The sequence below is a fragment of the Arthrobacter sp. NtRootA1 genome, from assembly GCF_019976975.1.
Taxonomy (GTDB): domain Bacteria; phylum Actinomycetota; class Actinomycetes; order Actinomycetales; family Micrococcaceae; genus Arthrobacter; species Arthrobacter aromaticivorans.
Genome location: NZ_AP024630.1, coordinates 2,817,461 through 2,837,231 on the forward strand (window position 1 = coordinate 2,817,461; position 19,771 = coordinate 2,837,231).

General features: G+C 61.4%; 17 protein-coding genes and 1 tRNA gene. 6 read left to right on the forward strand and 12 right to left on the reverse strand.

Going from position 1 to position 19,771, the window contains the following annotated elements; translation table 11 throughout:
• Positions 1-80: 80 nt before the first annotated feature.
• Positions 81-1,769 carry a sugar transferase gene (locus LDN90_RS12605; protein WP_223945977.1) on the reverse strand — a complete coding sequence of 563 codons (1,689 nt, stop codon included), beginning with the start codon at positions 1,767-1,769 and terminating at the stop codon, positions 81-83.
• A 294-nt stretch (positions 1,770-2,063) separates the two neighbouring features.
• The gene (locus tag LDN90_RS12610) at positions 2,064-2,321 is read right to left on the reverse strand and encodes a hypothetical protein (protein WP_216925727.1); all 258 of its coding nucleotides are present in this window, start codon (positions 2,319-2,321) and stop codon (positions 2,064-2,066) included.
• Positions 2,322-2,360: 39 nt separating this feature from the next.
• Here LDN90_RS12610 and LDN90_RS12615 point away from each other — a divergent pair, with 39 nt between their 5' ends.
• Entirely contained in the window at positions 2,361-2,594 is a 234-nt protein-coding gene (locus LDN90_RS12615) for a DUF5703 family protein (RefSeq protein WP_216925728.1), read from the forward strand.
• Positions 2,595-2,645: 51 nt separating this feature from the next.
• Here LDN90_RS12615 and LDN90_RS12620 read toward each other — a convergent pair whose 3' ends face one another.
• Positions 2,646-3,806: an acyl-CoA dehydrogenase family protein gene (locus LDN90_RS12620; protein WP_223945979.1), complete on the reverse strand. Its 1,161-nt coding sequence runs from the start codon at positions 3,804-3,806 to the stop codon at positions 2,646-2,648.
• Between the two features lie 29 nt (positions 3,807-3,835).
• Positions 3,836-5,140, reverse strand: coding sequence for a M20/M25/M40 family metallo-hydrolase (locus LDN90_RS12625; RefSeq protein ID WP_223945981.1), 1,305 nt, complete (start codon positions 5,138-5,140; stop codon positions 3,836-3,838).
• Positions 5,141-5,408: 268 nt separating this feature from the next.
• On the opposite strand from LDN90_RS12625, the gene LDN90_RS12630 reads away from it, so the two are divergent.
• Positions 5,409-5,491: transfer RNA gene (locus LDN90_RS12630), tRNA-Leu, on the forward strand.
• A gap of 102 nt (positions 5,492-5,593) precedes the next feature.
• Here LDN90_RS12630 and LDN90_RS12635 read toward each other — a convergent pair.
• The 7 genes from LDN90_RS12635 to LDN90_RS12665 all read right to left on the reverse strand — a co-directional run bounded on the left by LDN90_RS12635 (position 5,594) and on the right by LDN90_RS12665 (position 12,395).
• Positions 5,594-6,724, reverse strand: coding sequence for an IS1249 family transposase (locus LDN90_RS12635; protein WP_223945982.1), 1,131 nt, complete (start codon positions 6,722-6,724; stop codon positions 5,594-5,596).
• Positions 6,725-6,871: 147 nt separating this feature from the next.
• Complete coding sequence (locus LDN90_RS12640; protein WP_223945984.1) at positions 6,872-7,156, reverse strand: hypothetical protein; 285 nt, start codon at positions 7,154-7,156, stop codon at positions 6,872-6,874.
• A gap of 60 nt (positions 7,157-7,216) precedes the next feature.
• The gene (locus LDN90_RS12645; protein ID WP_223945986.1) at positions 7,217-7,669 is read right to left on the reverse strand and encodes an SRPBCC family protein; all 453 of its coding nucleotides are present in this window, start codon (positions 7,667-7,669) and stop codon (positions 7,217-7,219) included.
• A gap of 33 nt (positions 7,670-7,702) precedes the next feature.
• Entirely contained in the window at positions 7,703-8,644 is a 942-nt protein-coding gene (locus LDN90_RS12650; RefSeq protein ID WP_223945988.1) for a glycosyltransferase, read from the reverse strand.
• A gap of 71 nt (positions 8,645-8,715) precedes the next feature.
• Entirely contained in the window at positions 8,716-9,642 is a 927-nt protein-coding gene (locus tag LDN90_RS12655) for a MaoC/PaaZ C-terminal domain-containing protein (protein ID WP_223945990.1), read from the reverse strand.
• Positions 9,639-10,979, reverse strand: a complete 1,341-nt coding sequence (locus LDN90_RS12660; protein ID WP_223945991.1) for a 3-oxoacyl-ACP reductase — start codon at positions 10,977-10,979, stop codon at positions 9,639-9,641. The genes LDN90_RS12655 and LDN90_RS12660 overlap by 4 nt, the downstream gene beginning before the upstream one ends.
• Before the next feature lie 9 nt (positions 10,980-10,988).
• The gene (locus LDN90_RS12665; protein WP_223945994.1) at positions 10,989-12,395 is read right to left on the reverse strand and encodes an acetyl-CoA C-acetyltransferase; all 1,407 of its coding nucleotides are present in this window, start codon (positions 12,393-12,395) and stop codon (positions 10,989-10,991) included.
• Here LDN90_RS12665 and LDN90_RS12670 point away from each other — a divergent pair.
• Complete coding sequence (locus tag LDN90_RS12670) at positions 12,394-13,194, forward strand: TetR/AcrR family transcriptional regulator (protein ID WP_223945996.1); 801 nt, start codon at positions 12,394-12,396, stop codon at positions 13,192-13,194. The two genes, LDN90_RS12665 and LDN90_RS12670, sit on opposite strands and share 2 nt — an antisense overlap.
• A 47-nt stretch (positions 13,195-13,241) precedes the next feature.
• Positions 13,242-15,380 carry an acyl-CoA dehydrogenase gene (locus tag LDN90_RS12675; protein WP_223945998.1) on the forward strand — a complete coding sequence of 713 codons (2,139 nt, stop codon included), beginning with the start codon at positions 13,242-13,244 and terminating at the stop codon, positions 15,378-15,380.
• Between the two features lie 130 nt (positions 15,381-15,510).
• On the opposite strand, the gene glgA is transcribed toward LDN90_RS12675, so the two are convergent.
• Positions 15,511-16,707, reverse strand: coding sequence for a glycogen synthase (gene glgA, locus LDN90_RS12680; RefSeq protein ID WP_216925738.1), 1,197 nt, complete (start codon positions 16,705-16,707; stop codon positions 15,511-15,513).
• 93 nt (positions 16,708-16,800) lie between these two features.
• On the opposite strand from glgA, the gene glgC reads away from it, so the two are divergent.
• Positions 16,801-18,213 (forward strand): glucose-1-phosphate adenylyltransferase, encoded by a 1,413-nt coding sequence (glgC, locus tag LDN90_RS12685; protein WP_216925739.1) that lies wholly within the window; start codon positions 16,801-16,803, stop codon positions 18,211-18,213.
• Between the two features lie 75 nt (positions 18,214-18,288).
• Complete coding sequence (locus LDN90_RS12690; RefSeq protein WP_223946000.1) at positions 18,289-19,740, forward strand: SDR family NAD(P)-dependent oxidoreductase; 1,452 nt, start codon at positions 18,289-18,291, stop codon at positions 19,738-19,740.
• Positions 19,741-19,771 lie beyond the last annotated feature (31 nt).

Below are 19,771 nucleotides of genomic sequence, written 5' to 3' on the forward strand. Positions count from 1 at the left end.
GGATAGCTCGGTTCTTTCTCAAGTACTGCTTGTTGTGCTGCCCGGCATGTCCCGGGTCAGACGGTTGGTTCCAACCCTCATCAGTAGGCACCGGAGGGCTGGATCATGGCCTTGAAGGTGCGCCACATGATCATCAGGTCGCCCGCTATCGACCAGTTTTCGACGTAATAGAGGTCCAGCCGGACGGCTTCATCCCAGGGAAGGTCTGATCGTCCATTGATCTGCCACAGGCCAGTAATTCCAGGTTTGATGAGCAGCCGGCGATGGGTATGCCGTTCGTAGCCATTGACTTCGCGAAGGAGTGGCGGTCGGGGGCCCACAAGGCTCATGTTCCCGGCCAGCACATTCCAGAACTGGGGTAGCTCGTCCAAGGAGTACTTGCGCATCCAACGGCCGCACTTGGTGATGCGGGGATCCTCGCGGATCTTGAAGAGGACACCGGCTCCCTGGTCCTTACCGCTGAGTTCTTCCAGCCGCGCTTCGGCATCAACCACCATGGAACGGAATTTCAGCATCTGAAAGGTGGTGCCTCGCCTACCTATCCGTTCCTGCCGGAAAAGGACTGGCCCCGGGCTGTCAAACCTGACTATCAGCGACAAAACAGCCAGCAGTGGCGCCAGGCAAAGCAAGGCAGCAGCCGACACCACAATGTCCATGAGGCGTTTGAGAGTGTGTTTGCCACCGGAGTAGTGCGGAATATCCACGTGCATCAAGGGCAGGCCTTCAACCGGGCGCCAATGGATGCGCGGGCCTGCCACGTTGGTCAGCGTTGCTGCCAGGACGAGTTCGGCGGCATCTTCTTCCAAGCGCCAGCCCAACTCCTGGATGAACTGGTTGCCGCCAGGGACCGGACCGGCAACGATCACCGCGTTGGCGCCCGTCTGACGCACGGTATGGGCAATACCGTAAATCGATGACAAGACGGGAACCCGCACGTTATCCACCACCAGGACGGCGCCACGCCGGGCCCCTGGAAGGCATGCCCCCAGGATGTTGTACGCAGCACCGGACTTCCTGTTGATTTGCTTGATGACGTATCTGACATCCTGCGGCTCCCCCACCACAATGGCACGGGAGAGGCAGCGGCCGCGTGACTTTTCGCGCGTCAGCCAGCGGCGGAACATCCACCGGCTGCCTGTCAGGGCCACCAAGCCCACTGGCAGGGACACCAAGACGAATGAGCTTGCGGACTCCAACTGGAAAACGACTGCCACGAGCCCCAGAAAGCCGAAAACGCGCAGGCTTGCGGACAGGACACGCTTGTATTCTTCGGGCCCAACCCCGAGCACTTTCGGATCCCGTGTCCGATAGACCTCCAGAGCGCCCAGCCAGGCAATTCCAAGTATGAAGCCGAGCAAAAGCTGCCGCTCATGTCCCGCGCCGCCTGCCGCAACGGCGAGACCGTCAGTGTTCAGAAGGAAACCTGACGTGACTGCTGCCGCTACCAGGGCGCTGTCTGCCAATCGAAGACTGTTGGTGAGCGCCTTGGCCCAGCCGGATCCGTTGTACCGTTCGGCCCCGGAGGAGGCGCTGCGGAAGTTGCGGTGGGTGACTGGCGGCTCGAGGTCCAGGGTGACATCTGCCCTCAACGCCGCCAGTCCCGCCTTTTCAGCCCGTTGTGCAGCAACGGACTTGTCAATCCAGGGAGACACCGGCGGATTGACATCGACAACACCAGGTTTCGCGGTGAACGCCGCGCCCAGGGAAAAGTTAGGCGCACCCTGTGGTGCTGCCACCTTGCCCGAACGCAAGACTGGAACTTTTACCATGTCAGCCTTCTTCGCAGACCTGCCGTTGCCTACATCCCAGTGAAGCGGCGGCTGTCAGGAGGCGCACCAGTAGTCGGTACTCAAGTTTGCGCAGCTTTACCCATGGCTCCTACGTGCGAGTACCTAGCCAGATGACGCAGGACTACGTGCTTTAAGCCTCACGACGCCGCCGGAAACCGCTACATTCCGGGCTGGAAACAGGACAAACAGCTCGCGAAACGACACAAAAAACCGGCCACCGTCGGTGGCCGGTTGGTTGCCGCTTATTGAAGGCTCCCTAGTATTAGAGGCTCCCTAGTCCTCCAGGCTTTCGAGGTCTTCGTCCAGGACCTCGTCATCGTCCTCTTCCTCGTCATCAAACACCTGCAGCGGAGTTACCTCGGAATATGCCTCGTACAGGGCGTCTTCGTAAACCTCGAAGGCGTCTGCGATGGCGAAGAACGCCGCCTCGACGTTGGGGTCACCCTCGCCCCGGCGGGCTGAAGCGGCGGCCAAGTGCTCTTCCAGGGCAGCAGTCAGTGACTGAAGCGCGACACGCGGATCGATGCTCATGACTTCACGTTAGCCCGAAAAGGACGAAAATGGAGAGGGATGAAGGAACAATTTCGAGGCAGCTCCGAAGAGCGCCAACGTGACTATGCACGTCAGTACGAGTACCTCGTACTGACGGTAGGACCTGACGATTCGCTGCCCGAAGCCCGGCGTCGGCTCGCAGAGCACTCCGAGTACGGGAAGTGGGAGCTGGAACGCAGCCGGCTATACCTCGGTGGCGGCAGGCGCTTCTGGTTGCGCCGAAAGGTCTATTCCGTGCAACGCACGGTTTAGTCAGCTGCCAGGTTCCTCAGTTCTCCTGGGTTCCTCAGCTGTACAGGTTCCTCAGTTATCCAGGGGCCCAAGCCAGGCGTTCGCTACCGTGTTGTGCGCCGATTCGTCGTTGGACGGATGGAAAATTCCGGCGAGTACGTCCCGGTAGAGGCGTTCCATTTCCGAGCCGCGGAAGTAGCTGGAGCCTCCAGTGACCCTAATCGCCAGATCCACCACGTAGCGGGCATTTTCCGTGGCCCGCAACTTGAGTCCAACAAGCTTGGGGAACCACTGGGTTCCATGGTCCACCAGGTTGTCGATGTCGCGGGCTACAGCCGACAACTGGGGATAGATAGCGTCCATGGCCAAGGCCGCGTCGGCAACTTTCCAGCGGATGTCCGGGTCCTGCGCGAAACTGCGTCCGCCGTGCTTCGCCGAGACCCGTCGCTTGACACTTTCAATGCCCAGCATGAATGCACGCTCCGCCAATCCCGTGTAGACGGCTGCCAACAAGGTCTCAAAGCAGGCAAAAATCGCGAAAATCAGTAAGTCCTGGTTTGGCCCGACAGGCAGTTTGCGGAAGATCCGCTCCGCTGGAACCGCCGCTCCCTTCAACAGGGTGGTGTTCGAGGCACTGGCCCGCATTCCCAGGGTGTCCCAATCGTTAAGGGTTTCGTGCCCGGGTTCATCACGATGGATAAACCCGAAAACCAACTCGCCCTCTCCGTTCCTGGCGCTGGCGTCCTTGCCGAACGTTCCCAGACGGGTCCAGCCACGGGAGAGGCTAGTGAAGATCTTCCGTCCGGTGAATCGATAGCCACCGTCGGGCAGCGGCTCCGCAACGGTAGTGGAATCGAACAGCATTGAATCGTTGCCCGCCTCCGAAATTCCGAACGCGAACACTTCCCCGTTGCCGGCTTCCTTCAGCACGAAGTCGAGCGTGTCCTCTCCCCTGGCAGCCATGACATGCGCGACGCCGGTCCAGACCAAGTGCATGTTGACTGCCAGTGCTGTGGCCGGGGCGGCCGTGGCGAGGCGCTGCTGCAGCGCAGCTACCGCTTCCAGACCCAGCCCCAGACCGCCGTCGGCAACTGGCACGAAGAGTTTCAGGTAGCCGGCGGCTGCCAGCTCTTCAAGGTCTTCATGGAAGAAGAGATTGTTGTGGTCATAACCGGCCGCCCGCCCGCGCAGACGTTCCAACAGCGCATCCGGAAGGATTTCCCCTGGCGTCATCGCCCACCGTCTTTCGTAAAGATTGCGTTTTAGTAGTTGCTCAGCAGCCTGCTGAGGACGCGCGCGCCGAATTGCAGGGACTCCGCCGGCACTCGCTCGTCCACGCCGTGGAACATGCCTGTGAAGTCCAGCTCGTCCGGCAGCATCAGTGGAGCGAAGCCATAGCCTGTGATGCCGATCTTGCTCAAGGACTTGTTGTCGGTCCCTCCGGAGAGGGTGTAGGGAAGCACCTTGGCGCCCGGGTCCTCGGAGTGCAAGGCGTCGATCATGGAGTCCACCAGGTTGCCGGCAAACGGCACCTCCAAGGAGACATCCTTGTTGACGTAGCTGATCTCAATGCCGTCCCCAGCGAGCTCCTTGATGGTTTCGAACACCAGTTCCTGCTGGCCGGGCAGCGTGCGGCAGTCCACGAATGCTTCGGCCGATTCCGGGATGACATTGTGCTTGTAGCCCGAGCGGAGCAGGGTGGGGTTGGAAGTATTTTGCAGCGTTGCTCCCACGAAGCGGGCCACCGTGCCAAGCTCCTTGAGCAGGATATCCGGGTTGTCGGCATCAAACTCCACGCCAGTAAGTTCGGTCACGCCGTCCAGGAACTGCCTGGTTGTGGGAGTCAGTTCTACGGGCCACTTGTATTCGCCGATTCTGGTGACGGCCGCCGCGAGCCGGGTGATCGCGTTGTCCGTATTGATCTGCGAACCGTGGCCAGCCCGTCCATGGGCCACCAGCCGCAGCCAGGACAAGCCCTTCTCGGCAGTTTGAAGCAGGTACGTTCGCTGGCCGCCGATGGTCGCGGAGAAGCCGCCCACTTCGGAGATAGCCTCGGTGGCCCCATCGAACAATTCGCGTCGGTGCTCCACGGCATACCGGGCGCCATAAGTGCCGCCAGCTTCCTCGTCTGCGAAGAAGGCGAAAATGATGTCCCGCTTGGGCCTGCGATCAGTCCGGGCGAAGTCCCGCATCACTGAAAGGATCATGGCATCCATGTCCTTCATGTCCACGGCACCGCGACCCCAGATCAGTCCGTCCTTCAGCTCACCACTGAAGGGGTCAACGCTCCACTGATCCTTCAGGGCAGGTACAACGTCCAAATGTCCGTGCACCACCAGCGCGTCAGCTGAGGGGTCTTCCCCGGCCATGCGGGTGACGACGTTGGCACGTCCCGGTGCAGACTCGAAAATCTCGGCCTCGAGACCCACTTCCGTGATCAGGCCAGCCGTGTACTCCGCTGCAGCACGTTCGCCCGGTCCCGTGTCGTCGCCGAAGTTGGAGGAGTCGATCCGGATGAGCTCCTGGCAGATCCGGACAACTTCGTCTTCGGGGCGGATGACAGACATGGAAATTCTCCTTGCGTTGGCTGGGCTGCAGGTGCCGGCGACGCGCACTGCGGACCCCGCAGCTCTACCGTCCCGTGTTCCACCAGCCTACTCACCGGAAGCGCCGTCGGTTGGGCAATTCCCGGCGCCGCCACGCGTTGGAGGCCTGCAACCCGTCCTGACCAGCATCGATTTTTTAGTTGCTTCAAAGCGTGTTAGAGTTTTTCTCGCTGCTTCGGAGGAAAGTGAAGCACCGGAAGGTGCGGAATGGCTTCTCTGAATACCACCTGCGCGGGTGGCGGAATGGCAGACGCGCTAGCTTGAGGTGCTAGTCCTCGAAAGGGGGTGGGGGTTCAAGTCCCCCTCCGCGCACAAAGAAGGCCCCGGGAAACCGGGGTTTTTTTTGTGCCTTCAAGCACACTGGACCCCCCTTCCAGGGGTTATAGGACAAAACGTGTGTAAATCCCGGGTGTGTCATGATCGTCCGGCCCAGCCTGCGCGGTGCCAGAGGCCTTCATCGGGGCTGAGGCCGGTGCTGTAGATCTCGGGGCCGGGCTCCGGTTCTGTGGTTGTGCTGGCGTTGGTCCTGCCGGGTTTGTAGTGCCGGTTTTCGATGAGCTTCGCCGGGGGCCGGGGTTGGTCGCTGTGGAGGTAGAGGTACCACTCGATGGCGCGTTTTTGGTGGTCCTCGCTCATGCCCCGGTGGGCCCGCAGGATCAATCGGAGTTGCGCGTTGGTGCCTCCTTCGATCCGGTTGGTCGTCGAGGCGATATCCAGTCCGGTGTATTCAGCCTGCAGATAGGTAAAGAGGGTCCCGGCTTGGCCGAGTCGTTCCAGCAGCCGGTAGGCCTTGCGGAGTCTGTCGTGGGTGTACCACCAGGTTTGGTTGGCCCGGACCCATCCCGGAGCCATGGCCGTAGCGGTGCGGTAGGTGCGGGCCTTGACCAGATGCCCGTGTTCCTGATGCCAGTCATTGAGACCCGCGAGCCAGGCGGCTGCTTCGGCGGGGGCTTTGATCCTGGTCAACGCCCGTCCCAGCCGCAGCAATGCTTTGCCCGCATCCGTTCGGGGCCGGCTGGTCAGGTAGGTCCGGACATTGCGTTGGACATGGACCAGACACCGTTGGACCGCGGTTTCTGACCAGCACTCCGACAGGGCTGCGGCGATCCCCGAACCGCCGTCAGTGATCACCACGCGAGGGGCAGGGAACCGTTGCAGCAGCGCCGCCCACGCGGCCTTTTTCTCGGTGTCGCACCACTGCCAGCCAAGCACGTAATCACCGGCAACAGCGATCAGGCAGCACCACGACCCGACAAAGATCCCATCGACCTGGATCTGGTCATGGACCTCCCCGGTCACGGGAATGCGCGGGGCGATGTTCCAGCACCAGGCCGTGCGCCGTCGGAAGGACCGGGCCGTGCCGAACATGGTCAGCGACGACTGGCCTGAAGTGCCTAACAACCAACCAAGAAACGCCTCCAGCTCAGCGCGACGGCTGACATCCGGACGTTGACCGGAACGGCTCGCCCCGCAGTTCAGGCACCGGTAGCGCTGTTTGCCCGCTGCCGTTTTCCCGTTCCGTACCAGCGTCTGGCCGCAGACCAAACATTCCCCAGATATGCAAGCACCCCAGCCACCCTAAGCTCCAAAAGCTTAGCTATCCCGGAATTCGCCCGCCAGCGCTGGAAAGCAGGCCCAACCAATACACACGTTTTGTCCTATAACCCCCTTCCAGTCATGGGTGGCGTTTTACTACGCCAACGGCCAGCCCCGCCATGACTCCTGGGCCACCCGTTTGATCTGACCGGCTGGAAACCATTCCACATGGTAGTCACGCCGATCATCCATCCACTCCACGAGGCCATAGGTCCGCGTGTACTTGATCGCCCGTCCATACACCTCACCAACACGAACAAGCGGTTGGGCACCCGGCTCCAGCTCGATGATCTTGCCATCGTCAGGTTTAGGGTGCTTTGCCTCCGCCTCGGTCTGCAACATCATGCGGGCGAAAGCTTTGGAGTCTTGCTTGGGTCTCATGGACTAAGAATAGAACATATATTCGAATAAGGCTGAGGGTCTGCACGGCGGCATCACCATTCAGTTGCCTTGTCGGGCAGCCTTCTCGACCGCCGCCAGCATACTTTCGAAGGTCGCCGTCAGCATTCTGTCAATCAGAGGGCCGGTCAGGCGGCCGAGCGGCCCACCCCTGGGCACATAACGGTAGTCAAAGGCCATCGCTGTCCCCTCGCCATCCGGCTGGAGGACGAGCCTGGAGTTGGCTTGTTTGAAGGGCACCAGTGTCGACGGCTCGTTCTTCGTTGCGAGGACGCGGCCTTCCTCCCATTCGGTGATGGTTTCGATCATCGAGCCGACGGGCGACAAGCGTACCTGACGGCGGGCGCCCAGCCCTTGGGTCTTGTTACCGACCGATTGTGATGCCCTTAGGCCGTTCCAGACGTCGGCGAGGTTCACGAAATCCGCTAACACAGCCCAGATGGAGGCACTGGATGCAGCCGCTTGTCGCCGTACGGTCAGGTGGCGTTCCCTCATGATCATCACTCCCACCAATCCAATTTTCCTGGCTCATCGCTTGAGCGAAATGCCGCGCCCCAGAGCCTGCCGCTGCTGAGGAGCACGTCGAAAGGCAAGAACGTGGTCGGTCGCGTCCAGAGTCAATCGGGGAAGCTTGGCAAGGCGTCTCCACAGGAGGTAGGTCCGGATATCCACACCTTTGCGTTCGAACCGCGACATGAAGACGTCCCTGCAGGATGAATAGCACAGCCGAAAAGATTCCCGAAGGCCACCAAATTGCCCCGACCTCACGAGCAGGAGACCCACATGACCTACGAGTACCGGCACCACACACAAAGTTGGTGTGTGGCACCACTTGAAGCGAAGTTCGCTTCGCCAGCGCAATTGGCGCCTACGTAGAGGGTGACGGTCAGGATTCGGGCAGTGCTCCACCGGATCCGAGGTTCCGTGCCTGACTACGAGGCCTGAAGCCAACAGTCGAATCGATAAATCCGATTCCTCACAATAGAACCTATAGGATTCACGCAAACCGCCACAGGCCAGTACGGCATCCCGGCGCAGAGCATGAGCCGCGCCGATAAAGCTCCGGGCCAGCTGAACAGTATCGCCTGATTGGTCGCCCTGCATCAAGGCGCCGTTCTCGGTAAAGGGGACCGCAACGGCGGCAATTGCAGGCGATGAAAAGTCGGCCACGGTTTGCCGGGCCGTGGAGGCGGATGTGAAGTACGCGTCATCATCGAGGATGAGGACGAATGGAGTGGATGCTGCCCGGATGCAGATGTTCCGGGCAGCGATCAAACCGACATTCTCCTGACCCGTAATAAGTTCAACGGCGGGAAACTGCTCTCGGACCACCTCTGAAGTGCCGTCCGAGGATGCATCGTCATAGACGATGATGGGAATTGCGGGTTCCTGGCCGAGAGCGCTGGAGAGCAACCTCTTCAGATCATCAACCCGGTTGTAGGTCGAGACGCACAAACTTATCTGGTTCATGTGGCAAGACTCTCCTCCTACGGGCGGTCCGTCTGAAGAGAATATCCCGCCCCTAAGGATTTATGGAGGGCCTACGACAATGGAGCCACGCTCCCCCTAAAGTGGCGCCGGCCGCTGCGTGGGTTCCACGCCACGTAGTCCGAACGCTGCCAAGCCCCGGTTTCCGCCTGGATGGTGGATATGTCCAGCGCCACCCGGGCAGGCAGGAACACCGGCGCTTCAAACGTCACGTCCCAGATGAAGGCATCAGACTTGACCGCTCCGACGTCTGCCAACGCTCGCGAGGCAAGGTACATGCCGTGGGCAATGGATCCCCTCAGACCCAATGCTTTGGCCGATAGCACGCTCAGATGGATGGGATTGAAATCTCCGGAGACGGCGGCATAACTGCGTCCGATGTCCAGGTCCAGTTGCCACAGGGCTGTGGGGTCCGGCGGGGAAAAGTTGCCATTGTCCCCGGAGCCGCTTGAGTTTCCCGGCTTGTCGATACCAGGCAGGAAGACCCCTTTCGCAAGGTACGTGGAAATTCCCCGCCACAGCAGCTCGCCTGAGGAGCTGGAGCGGACTTCGGTGATGACATCCACTTGCGTACCCACGCGATGACCCGAAAGGTTCTCCGACCAAGACCGGATGTCCAGGGCTTCTGTGAACTGGATGGGAACCAGCTGCTCTACATGGTTCCTGAGGTGGATCATCCCGAGCAACGGCAACGGAAAATCATCCCGGTTCATCACGCTCATGGACACCGGAAAAGCCAGCGCGTGGACGAATCCTGCTGGCAGGATGTCGCTGGCGGTCTCCCCCAGCAAGTGCTGGTAGGCGGTCAGGTTGGCGACGTCCGCCTGGACTCCCTTGACCTCGTGGCTGACGGCGGGCAGTGTCGCCTGCCCCGCAGATGACCCCATAATGCGGCGGCGAGCGGCAGTTGCCGCGGCATTCATGTAGAGCTTGGACAGCGACGGCAGCTCCCCAAGGATGACCGGCTGTGGTTTGCTCATGCTCCCACCAGTTGCTGTCCGCACACGCGAAGGACTTCGCCCGAGATTCCTCCCGCGGCATCGCTCGCCAGGAAAGCGATGGCTTCCGCCACATCCCGGGGCTGGCCGCCCTGCCTGAGGGAGTTGGCCCTACGCGCGGCTTCCCGTATGACGAACGGCATCCGGGCTGTCATCTCTGTTTCAATAAACCCCGGTGCTACAGCGTTGATCGTCCCCCCGAAGGACTCCATGAGCGGCGCTGTTAAGCGCACCATTCCGATCACGCCACCCTTGGACGCGGCATAGTTTGTTTGGCCCCTGTTGCCGGCAATGCCGCTGGTGGATGCCACCGAAACGATGCGCGGCCTCTCCTTGAAGTGCTCGGATGCCAGGAGGGCCTCATTGATCCTCAGTTGCGCCGCGATGTTGACAGCGATGACAGACTGCCAGCGGCCCTCATCCATGTTGGCAAGGAGCCGGTCGCGGGTGATGCCGGCGTTGTGGACTACGACGTCGAGCCTGCCATGGCGTTCCACCGCGTGGTCGATAATCCGGTGACCGGCGTCGTCACGGGTGATGTCGAGCTGGAGGGCGGTCCCACGGACCTCGTTGGCCACTGCCGCCAAATGATCCCCCGCGGCAGGGACATCCACCAGCACAACCTTGGCCCCATCACGGTGTAGCGTCCGGGCGATCGCGGCACCAATACCCCGCGCTGCACCAGTGACCACGGCAACTTTGCCGGCAAGAGGTTTTTCGGCGTCAAAGGGCAAGCTACCGGACGAGGAGCTGATGGTCAGGAACTGGCCATCCACATAGGCGGAGCGGCCGGAAAGGAAGAACCGGAGGGCTCCCAGCGCGGACGGACTGGTGGTGGCCAAATCCTCATCGAGAAGAAGGCCGTTGGCGGTGGCGCCTGCGCGCAATTCCTTGGCCAATGAACGCAGCAGGCCATCGACGCCCTGCCGGGCAGCCGCCGAAGCGGGCCCTGATGCGGACCCGGCCGTTCTTGAGAGGGTAATCACCCGTCCGTTGGGTGCAAGGTCCCGCAAGGAAGCACCAATCGTGAGCACGGGCTTGCCCAGGTCCTCTGGGTGCTGCACGGCGTCGAGGACAACAATCATGGCCCCGAGCTTTTCCTTGGGCAATGCATGACGGCGGACGTCCAGGCCCCAACCAAGAAGCGCGGTGGCGAGGTCATCCGCGCCGCGGCTGTCGCCGTTGACCAGCACCGGCCCATCGATAAGCGGTGCGCCTGGCTGGTGTCGACGCAGCTCAACCGGCTGCGGCAGCCCGAGCCTTTTGGCGACGTCCTTGCCAAGTCCCTTGCTGACGATTTTGGCGTACTTGTCTGTCATCACGCTCCCCTAGGCTGCTTCCAGAATGGCAACAACGCCCTGCCCCCCGGCGGCACACACCGAAATCAGGCCACGTGCCGGCCTTCCATCCACAGCTCCCTTGTCATGGAGCATCTTTGCCAGGGAGGCCACGATCCTGCCACCGGTTGCTGCAAACGGGTGCCCGGCAGCGAGTGAAGAACCATTGATGTTGAGTTTGGTGCGGTCCACCTTTCCCAGCGCGCCGTCCAGCCCCAACCGCGTTCGTCCGAAGTCTTCATCTTCCCAGGCAGCCAGCGTGCTGAGGACGGTCCCGGCGAAAGCCTCATGGATTTCGAAGAAGTCGAAGTCCTCCAAAGTCAGCCCATGGCGCGCGAGGAGGCGCGGTACGGCAAAGACCGGCGCCATCAGAAGTCCGTCCTTGCCGTGGACGAAGTCGACGGCGGCCGCCTCGCCGTCCAGGACGGTGGCGAGCTTGGGAAGGCCCCGGCTGTCCGCCCACTCTTCGGTGGCAAGCAGGACGGTTGCGGCGCCATCGGTCAGCGGCGTCGAATTGCCGGCGGTCATCGTGGCCTCGGATCCCAGGTTCCTGCCAAAGACAGGCTTCAGTGTGGAGAGCTTCTCCAACGTGGTGTCTGCGCGAAGATTCGAGTCCCGGTTGAGGCCGCGGTATGGAGTAATGAGGTCCTCGAAGAAGCCGCGCTCGTACGCGGCGGCGAGGTTGCGGTGGCTGTTGAATGCCAGTTCGTCCTGCGCCTCCCGGCTGATCTTCCACTGTGCCGTGGTGAGCGCTTGATGTTCGCCCATGGACAGGCCAGTACGCGGTTCGCCGGTGTTGGGAGCATCCGGGGCCAAATCCTTTGGCCGGATGCGGGCCAGGACCTTCAGCTTCTGGACGGAGGTCTTGGCGCGGTTGAGGTCCAGCAGGATTTCCCGCAGCCCCTCGCTGACGGCGATCGGGGCATCGGACGCGGAGTCAACGCCACCGGCGATCGCGGACTCGATCTGCCCAAGCTTGATCTTGTTTGCAAGCCCAAGCACGGTTTCCAGTCCCGTGGCACATGCCTGCTGAAGGTCGTACGCGGGTGTCTCTGGAGATAACGCCGAACCCAGTACAGCCTCACGGGTGAGGTTGAAGTCCCGTGAATGCTTCAGCACCGCTCCAGCAGCTACCTCACCGATCCGCTCATCCTGCAACCCGAAGCGGGCGATCAGCCCATCCAATGCAGCAGTAAGCATGTCCTGGTTGGAGGATTTCACGTAAGCGCCGCCCGTGCGGGCAAACGGGATCCGGTTGCCCCCAACGATCACGGCAGCACGCGTCCCCTTGACGCCCTTGCTCTGCTCTCCGCTTGTGAAGCCGTCTGTACCTGCGTGCGTGTTGTGCGTGCCCGGGGTACCTGTGTTCTCGCCCGCGGGCGCGTCTGCTGCAGCCATGCTTGACTCCTTCGATGAATACCAGTTACTGATACCCAGCGTACCTGATACGCTGGGTATCGTGAACCGTCGCCGTACAGATTTTCCGAACGCACCTGCCTCTTCCAGCACGGGTGCTGTTGATGCCACCGTGGAGTCCGGCAACTCTGTTCCGGACCTTGCGGTAGATGGGCGTGCCGCCAGATGGCAGAGCCATCGCGAGGAGCGTCGGCGCGAGCTCATCAAGGCAGCACGCAGGGCTGTGCACGCCTTGGGAAGCGAAGCATCCATGGAAGACATCGCCGGTGCCGCGGGCACCTCAAAGTCGGTCTACTACCGCTATTTCGGCGATAAGGCAGGCCTTCAACAGGCCATGGGAGAAGTAGTTCTAGGGCAAATGCAACGCCGCATGAAAGAAGCGGCCCAGTTGGCGCAGACACCACGCGAAGGGCTGTACGCCATGGTTTCGGCTTACCTGCAAATGGCGGAGTCCAGTCCCAACGTTTATGCGTTCATCACCCGGTTGACGCCCGGGGAAGCTTCCTCGCAGGATGCGATTGCGGCGTCGGGCGCGTTGGGAAACTTCTTCGAACAAATCACCGACATGATCGCCACGCCTATGCGGCAGTACCTCGGCGCAGAAAAAGAGGCGTTGATCGAGTACTGGCCCACTGCCGCCATTGGGCTCGTGCGGAACGCCGGTGAAATGTGGCTGGGAAGCCCTGCCTCGGACAGCAAGCCTAACCAGGCAACCATGGCCGGCCACATTACGGATTGGCTATGCCTGGGCATCGCTCCTGAACTCAAAGCGGCCAACTGACATGAGAAGTGATCCATCAGTTGTAAGAACCAAAAGAAGGAACCAACATGACTGAAGTAGTGGTCCGGGCTTCATCAGCCCATCAACCATCAGGCCGCGAGGACGCGGCCATTCGCACCAGTGGCTCCGGTACCAGAGGATCCGGCAAGCGGGCTGCGGACCCGGTGGTGGATGTCGCAGCGCTGGGTGAGCAGCTCTTGGGCAAATGGGCCCACATCCGGCACCAAGCCCGCCAAATAGCCGGTCATCCCGACGTCCGCAAAATTGAAGGCCTCCACCACACGGAACACCGGGCCCGCGTGTTTGAACAATTGAAGTTCCTGGTGGACAACAATGCTGTACACCGGGCGTTCCCCACCCGCCTGGGAGGTTCGGATGATCACGGCGGCAATGTTGCCGGATTCGAAGAGCTCGTTACGGCCGACCCGTCACTGCAGATCAAGGCCGGCGTTCAGTGGGGCCTCTTTGGCTCCGCTGTCATGCACCTTGGTACCCGGGAGCACCACGACAAATGGCTCCCCGGCATCATGAGCCTGGCAATTCCGGGTTGTTTCGCGATGACGGAGACGGGCCACGGCTCCGACGTCGCCAGCATCGCCACTACGGCCACTTATGACGAGGCGAACCAGGAATTCGTCATCAACACCCCCTTCCGGGCAGCTTGGAAGGACTACATCGGCAACGCCGCAAACGATGGCCTGGCCGCCGTCGTGTTTGCGCAGCTGGTAACCAAAAACATTAACCACGGCGTGCACGCCTTTTATGTGGAGCTGCGCGACCCCACCACCAAAGAATTCCTGCCAGGCATCGGCGGGGAAGATGATGGCATCAAGGGCGGCCTGAACGGCATCGACAACGGCCGGCTCCACTTCACCGACGTCCGTATCCCCCGCACCAACCTCCTGAACCGATACGGCGATGTAGCTGTCGATGGCACGTATTCATCAACCATCGAGAGCCCGGGCCGCCGCTTCTTCACGATGCTTGGAACCTTGGTCCAAGGCCGGGTCTCCTTGGACGGGGCAGCTGTGGCGGCCAGCAAGGTGGCGCTCAAGACAGCCATCCAGTACGCCACCGAGCGCCGTCAGTTCAACGCTTCCTCACCCACTGACGAAGAAGTCCTGCTGGACTATCAGCGTCATCAGCGGCGCCTGTTCACCCGCCTTGCCACGACGTACGCTGCGAGTTTTGCCCACGAGCAGCTCCTGCAAAAGTTCGACGACGTTTTCTCCGGCGCCCACGATACCGACGCCGACCGTCAGGATCTGGAAACCTTGGCGGCCGCACTGAAGCCCCTCAGCACCTGGCATGCGCTGGACACTCTGCAGGAGTGCCGCGAAGCCTGTGGTGGCGCAGGCTTCCTGATCGAGAACCGCTTTGCCTCGTTGCGCGCCGACCTTGACGTTTACGTGACTTTTGAAGGCGACAACACCGTCCTGCTGCAGTTGGTGGCCAAGCGTCTACTGGCCGACTATGCCAAGGAATTCCGCAATGCAGACTTCGGCGTGCTTGCGCGGTATGTAGTGGACCAGGCCGCGGGTGTCGCCTTGCACAGGACGGGCCTTCGGCAGGTTGCCCAGTTCGTAGCTGACACGGGTTCGGTGCAGAAAGCAGCACTGGCTTTGCGCGACGAGGAAGGCCAGCGGACCCTGCTGACGGACCGCGTGCAGTCCATGGTGGCCGAAGTAGGTGCGGCGCTGAAGGGCGCCAACAAGCTGCCGCAGCACCAGGCGGCAGCCCTGTTCAACCAGCACCAGCATGAACTCATCGAGGCCGCTCAAGCCCATGCAGAGCTCCTGCAGTGGGAAGCTTTCACGGAGGCACTGGCGGAGGTTTCCGATGAGGGAACCAAGCGGGTCCTCACCTGGCTGCGGGATCTGTTCGGGCTTTCGCTCATCGAGAAGCACTTGTCGTGGTACCTCATGAACGGCCGGCTCTCAATGCAACGCGGCCGGACCGTGGGGACGTACATCAACCGGCTGCTGGTCAAGATCCGTCCCCACGCGCTGGACCTCGTGGATGCCTTTGGCTACGGACCCGAGCACCTGCGCGCAGCAATCGCGACCGGCGCCGAAGCAAGCCGCCAGGATGAGGCCCGAACCCACTTCCGTAAAGAGCGGGCCAGCGGCACCGCGCCAGCGGACGAGAAGTCACTGCTGGCACTGAAGGCGTCCAAGTCCCGCTAACGGTACGAGATTTCCGGTCAGTGAACTTTATCGAAAGCTTGGCCAAACCACGACGGCGCCGTCCCCAGTCAAGGGGGCGGCGCCGTCGTAGTTTTCACTGCTTTTCCGGACGGTTTTGAGCTAAGGCTGCTCAGTTAAGAACGGAGCGGTATACCTCAAGGGTGGTTTCAGTGATCGATTCCCACGAGAAGTGTTCCTCGGCGCGGCGCCGTCCCGCCATGCCCATCTTGCGGGCGCGCGCTGGATCTGCCACTACCTCGTTAAGGGCTGCAGCAAAGTCGGCCACAAATTTCTGTGGGTCCAGCGGTGTTCCCGTACCGTCGGTTACCTGCTCCAAGGGGACCAGCAAGCCGGTTTCGCCATGCTGGACCACCTCTGGAATGCCGCCGGTTGCGCTTGCCACCACAGCGGCGCCACAAGCCATGGCTTCAAGGTTCACGATGCCCAGCGGTTCGTAGATGGAGGGGCAGGCGAATGCCGTGGCATGGCTGAGGACCTGGATGAGTTCCCGGCGCGGCAGCATTCGCTCAATGAGGATCACGCCCTCACGCTTGCTTTGGAGTTCCTCAATGAGGCGTGCTGTTTCAGCTGCCAATTCGGGAGTGTCAGCTGCACCGAGGCAGAGGACCAGTTGAACATCGGCGGGAAGGCTGGAAGCGGCGCGCAGCAGGTAGGGGACGCCCTTTTGGCGGGTGTTCCGGCCAACGAACACCACACTTGGCTTGGCGGGATCTATGCCCAACGCACGGATGGCGTCGTCCTCTTCGTCCCGTTCCCACAGGGAAACGTCGATCCCGTTATGCACCACCCGGACCTTGGCGGGGTCAACGTCAGGGTAGCTGCGCAGGATGTCCTGCCTCATTCCATCGGATACGGCGATGATCGCCGCGGCAGCTTCGTAGGCTGTCTTCTCCACCCATGAGGACAATGCATAGCCGCCACCGAGCTGTTCGGCCTTCCACGGACGCAACGGCTCCAGGCTGTGGGCACTCAGTACATGGGGAATGCCATGCAGCAGCGAAGCGAGGTGTCCTGCCATGTTCGCGTACCAGGTGTGCGAGTGGACGAGATCCGCTCCCGCAATGTCCGGAACGATCCGAAGATCCACGCCCAACGTCTGGAGGGCAGCATTGGCGTCGCCGAGGTCCTCGGGTGTGCCGTAGGAAGCCACCGTGGCCCCATGGTAGTCGGCATCACGTGGGGCGCCAAACGCCCGAACATGAAGATCCACGTGCTTCGCCAGCACCCGGCTGAGCTCGGCAACGTGGACACCGGCACCGCCATAAATTTCCGGAGGGAATTCTTTAGTCACAATGTCTATTCGCACGTTACCCAACGTAGTCGTTCCGGCTTATGTGTTCTAGTGTGAAAGGGTCCGGAAAATCGGACTTTTGGGGGCTACGAAGACGTACGGGGAGCTATGACCATGGCGTTGAAGAAAGTATTGGCAATCGTGTTGGCTGGCGGCGAAGGCAATCGCCTCATGCCTTTGACGGCGGACCGGGCGAAGCCAGCGGTTCCGTTTGCGGGGGGCTATAGGCTTATTGACTTTGCACTATCGAATCTGGTCAATTCGGGATATTTGAAAATCGTCGTTCTGACGCAGTATAAATCCCACAGCCTTGACCGACATATCTCCGAGACCTGGCGCATGTCCACGCAGTTGGGCCGCTACGTAGCTTCCGTACCCGCGCAGCAGCGCGTCGGCAAGAGCTGGTTCCTTGGCAGCGCCAACGCCATCTACCAGTCCCTGAACCTTATTCACGATGACGCTCCGGACATTGTGGTTGTGGTCGGCGCGGACCACGTTTACCGCATGGACTTCTCACAAATGGTGGAACAGCACATCGCCAGCGGCGCGAAGGCTACCGTAGCAGCCGTACGGCAGCCGCTGAACATGGCCAACCAGTTCGGTGTGATTGAAGTTGACCAGAACGATCCCCAGAAGATTGCGGCATTCGTGGAGAAGCCCGCCAGCACGCCAGGGCTTGCGGCCGATCCCACCCAGTTCCTCGCCTCCATGGGCAACTATGTCTTCAACGCGGACGCCCTGGTTGAGGCGCTCCATGTTGACGCCGAGCGCCTGGATACAAAGCACGACATGGGCGGGGACATCATTCCCTACTTCGTGGACAAGGGTGAGGCCGGCGTCTATGACTTCACGCTTAATGACATCCCTGGCGCGACGGAACGCGACCGTACCTACTGGCGGGACGTTGGCACCATCGACTCCTTCTACGACGCCCACGTTGACCTCATTTCCCCCGTTCCCGTCTTCAATCTCTACAACTCCGAATGGCCCATCTACACCCGCCAGAGCATTTCCCCTCCCGCTAAATTTGTCCGCGGCGGGAACAGCACGGTGGGCACCGCCCTGGACTCCATCGTGGCCAGCGGTGTGGTCATCTCAGGCGGCATCGTTGAAGGGTCCGTGCTCTCCAACGACGTCTTCGTGGAGGCGGGCAGCCGTGTCCAGGATTCAGTACTGATGGATAAGGTCCGCGTCGGCGAAGGTGCAGTGATCAAGCGGGCAATCCTGGACAAGAACGTCAAGGTCCCTGCCGGCGCCGCGATCGGACTGGACCCGGCGCTGGACAAGGCCCGTGGCTACAAGGTCACCGAATCCGGGATCACCGTACTTGCCAAGGGACAGCTTGTTCCTGAACCTGGCGAGGAGGAGCTCGCGTTGTCCGCAGAGTACCGCCGCGGCCTGCCGGAAGCCGTTAAGGCTGCCACCCAGGATGACCCCGAAATCCTGGATTCTGCAGAAAAGGTAGCTGCCGGCATCCAGGCCCGGGTAGTAGACGCAGCATCACAGGGCGCCGGCCGCTAGGCTCCCGCCCGGCACCGGCTGCGCTGGTAGAACCCGAGGCAGGCCTCAGGCTCCCAAGGCTGTAAAATCAGGTCAATGAGCTCCACCGATCTGACGCCTGAAGAGATCCAGGCCTGCCTCAAGGTTCTGACCACAATCCACGTCTATGACGAGGAGCACCCGGACTACGTCGCAGTCCGCCGTGCAACGGGCAAGATGTTCAAAGCCGTCAAGCGGCACCGCCGCGTCACCAAGCGGGACCTGATAGCGGAAGCCGACCGTGCCGTCATTGCCCTCACCGCAACAGCTGCGCCGGACCGCATTGACGACGAAACGCGTGGCAACAAGCTTGCTCCGTCAGCCACCGGCGAGGTTGCGGGCCACCTGATCCGTTCCCGTCCCTGCTATATCTGCAAGCAGCACTACACGCAGGTGGATGCGTTTTACCACCAGCTGTGCCCGGAGTGCGCTGCAGCCAGCCACAGTAAACGTGATGCCCGCACGGACCTCACGGGCCGCAATGCCTTGTTAACCGGTGGACGCGCCAAGATTGGTATGTACATTGCGCTCCGCTTGCTCAGGGATGGCGCCCACACCACCATCACAACACGCTTCCCCAAAGACGCGGCACGTCGGTTTGCTGCCATGGAAGACAGCGCGGATTGGCTGCACCGCCTGCGGATCGTTGGCATCGACCTCCGTGATCCCGCCCAGGTGATGGCCCTGACGGACTCCCTGAACAAGGCCGGCCCGCTGGACATCATCATCAACAATGCCGCGCAAACCGTGCGACGCTCCGGCAACGCCTACAAGCCCTTGGTAGACGCCGAGGACGAGCCCTTGCCGGCCGCCTTGGAGGCTGCCAACGGAGGCCCCGAGCTGGTCACGTTCGGCCACGCCCATGACAAGCATCCACTGGCCCTGGCCAGCAGCGTCACCGAACATCCTGTCCTTGCCGGAGACGCGATCACTTCCCTGGCGCTCTCTACCGGCTCGGCGTCATTGGCCAGGATCGAATCCGGAACGGCTATCGATGCCGGTGGGCTGGTCCCCGACCTCGCCACTATCAACAGCTGGACGCAGGTAGTGGACGAGGTGGACCCGCTCGAAATGCTCGAAGTGCAGCTGTGTAACGTCACAGCTCCGTTCCTGCTGGTCAGCCGACTGCGCGATGCCATGAAACGCTCAACGGCACGTCGAAAGTACATCGTGAACGTTTCGGCCATGGAAGGGCAGTTCTCCCGCGCCTACAAGGGTCCTGGACATCCTCACACCAATATGGCCAAAGCCGCCTTGAACATGATGACGCGCACCAGCGCCCAGGAAATGTTGGATTCCGATGGCATCCTCATGACTGCCGTAGACACCGGCTGGATCACCGATGAACGCCCGCACTACACCAAGGTGCGGCTCATGGAAGAAGGGTTCCACGCGCCCTTGGACCTGGTGGACGGTGCCGCCCGCGTGTACGACCCCATCGTGATGGGCGAGAACGGCGAGGACCAGTACGGGGTGTTCCTCAAGGACTACAAGCCCTCCCCCTGGTAGATCAAGAATCGTTGAATGAGTTTACAGATTT

Excerpts from the sequence above, each read along its gene's own strand:
- LDN90_RS12605 (WP_223945977.1), bottom strand. The coding sequence starts at position 1,769 with ATGGTAAAAGTTCCAGTCTTGCGTTCGGGCAAGGTGGCAGCACCACAG.
- LDN90_RS12610 (WP_216925727.1), bottom strand. The coding sequence starts at position 2,321 with ATGAGCATCGATCCGCGTGTCGCGCTTCAGTCACTGACTGCTGCCCTG.
- LDN90_RS12615 (WP_216925728.1), top strand. The coding sequence starts at position 2,361 with ATGAAGGAACAATTTCGAGGCAGCTCCGAAGAGCGCCAACGTGACTAT.
- LDN90_RS12620 (WP_223945979.1), bottom strand. The coding sequence starts at position 3,806 with ATGACGCCAGGGGAAATCCTTCCGGATGCGCTGTTGGAACGTCTGCGC.
- LDN90_RS12625 (WP_223945981.1), bottom strand. The coding sequence starts at position 5,140 with ATGTCTGTCATCCGCCCCGAAGACGAAGTTGTCCGGATCTGCCAGGAG.
- LDN90_RS12640 (WP_223945984.1), bottom strand. The coding sequence starts at position 7,156 with ATGAGACCCAAGCAAGACTCCAAAGCTTTCGCCCGCATGATGTTGCAG.
- LDN90_RS12645 (WP_223945986.1), bottom strand. The coding sequence starts at position 7,669 with ATGAGGGAACGCCACCTGACCGTACGGCGACAAGCGGCTGCATCCAGT.
- LDN90_RS12650 (WP_223945988.1), bottom strand. The coding sequence starts at position 8,644 with ATGAACCAGATAAGTTTGTGCGTCTCGACCTACAACCGGGTTGATGAT.
- LDN90_RS12655 (WP_223945990.1), bottom strand. The coding sequence starts at position 9,642 with ATGAGCAAACCACAGCCGGTCATCCTTGGGGAGCTGCCGTCGCTGTCC.
- LDN90_RS12660 (WP_223945991.1), bottom strand. The coding sequence starts at position 10,979 with ATGACAGACAAGTACGCCAAAATCGTCAGCAAGGGACTTGGCAAGGAC.
- LDN90_RS12670 (WP_223945996.1), top strand. The coding sequence starts at position 12,394 with ATGCTTGACTCCTTCGATGAATACCAGTTACTGATACCCAGCGTACCT.
- LDN90_RS12665 (WP_223945994.1), bottom strand. The coding sequence starts at position 12,395 with ATGGCTGCAGCAGACGCGCCCGCGGGCGAGAACACAGGTACCCCGGGC.
- LDN90_RS12675 (WP_223945998.1), top strand. The coding sequence starts at position 13,242 with ATGACTGAAGTAGTGGTCCGGGCTTCATCAGCCCATCAACCATCAGGC.
- glgC (WP_216925739.1), top strand. The coding sequence starts at position 16,801 with ATGACCATGGCGTTGAAGAAAGTATTGGCAATCGTGTTGGCTGGCGGC.
- LDN90_RS12690 (WP_223946000.1), top strand. The coding sequence starts at position 18,289 with ATGAGCTCCACCGATCTGACGCCTGAAGAGATCCAGGCCTGCCTCAAG.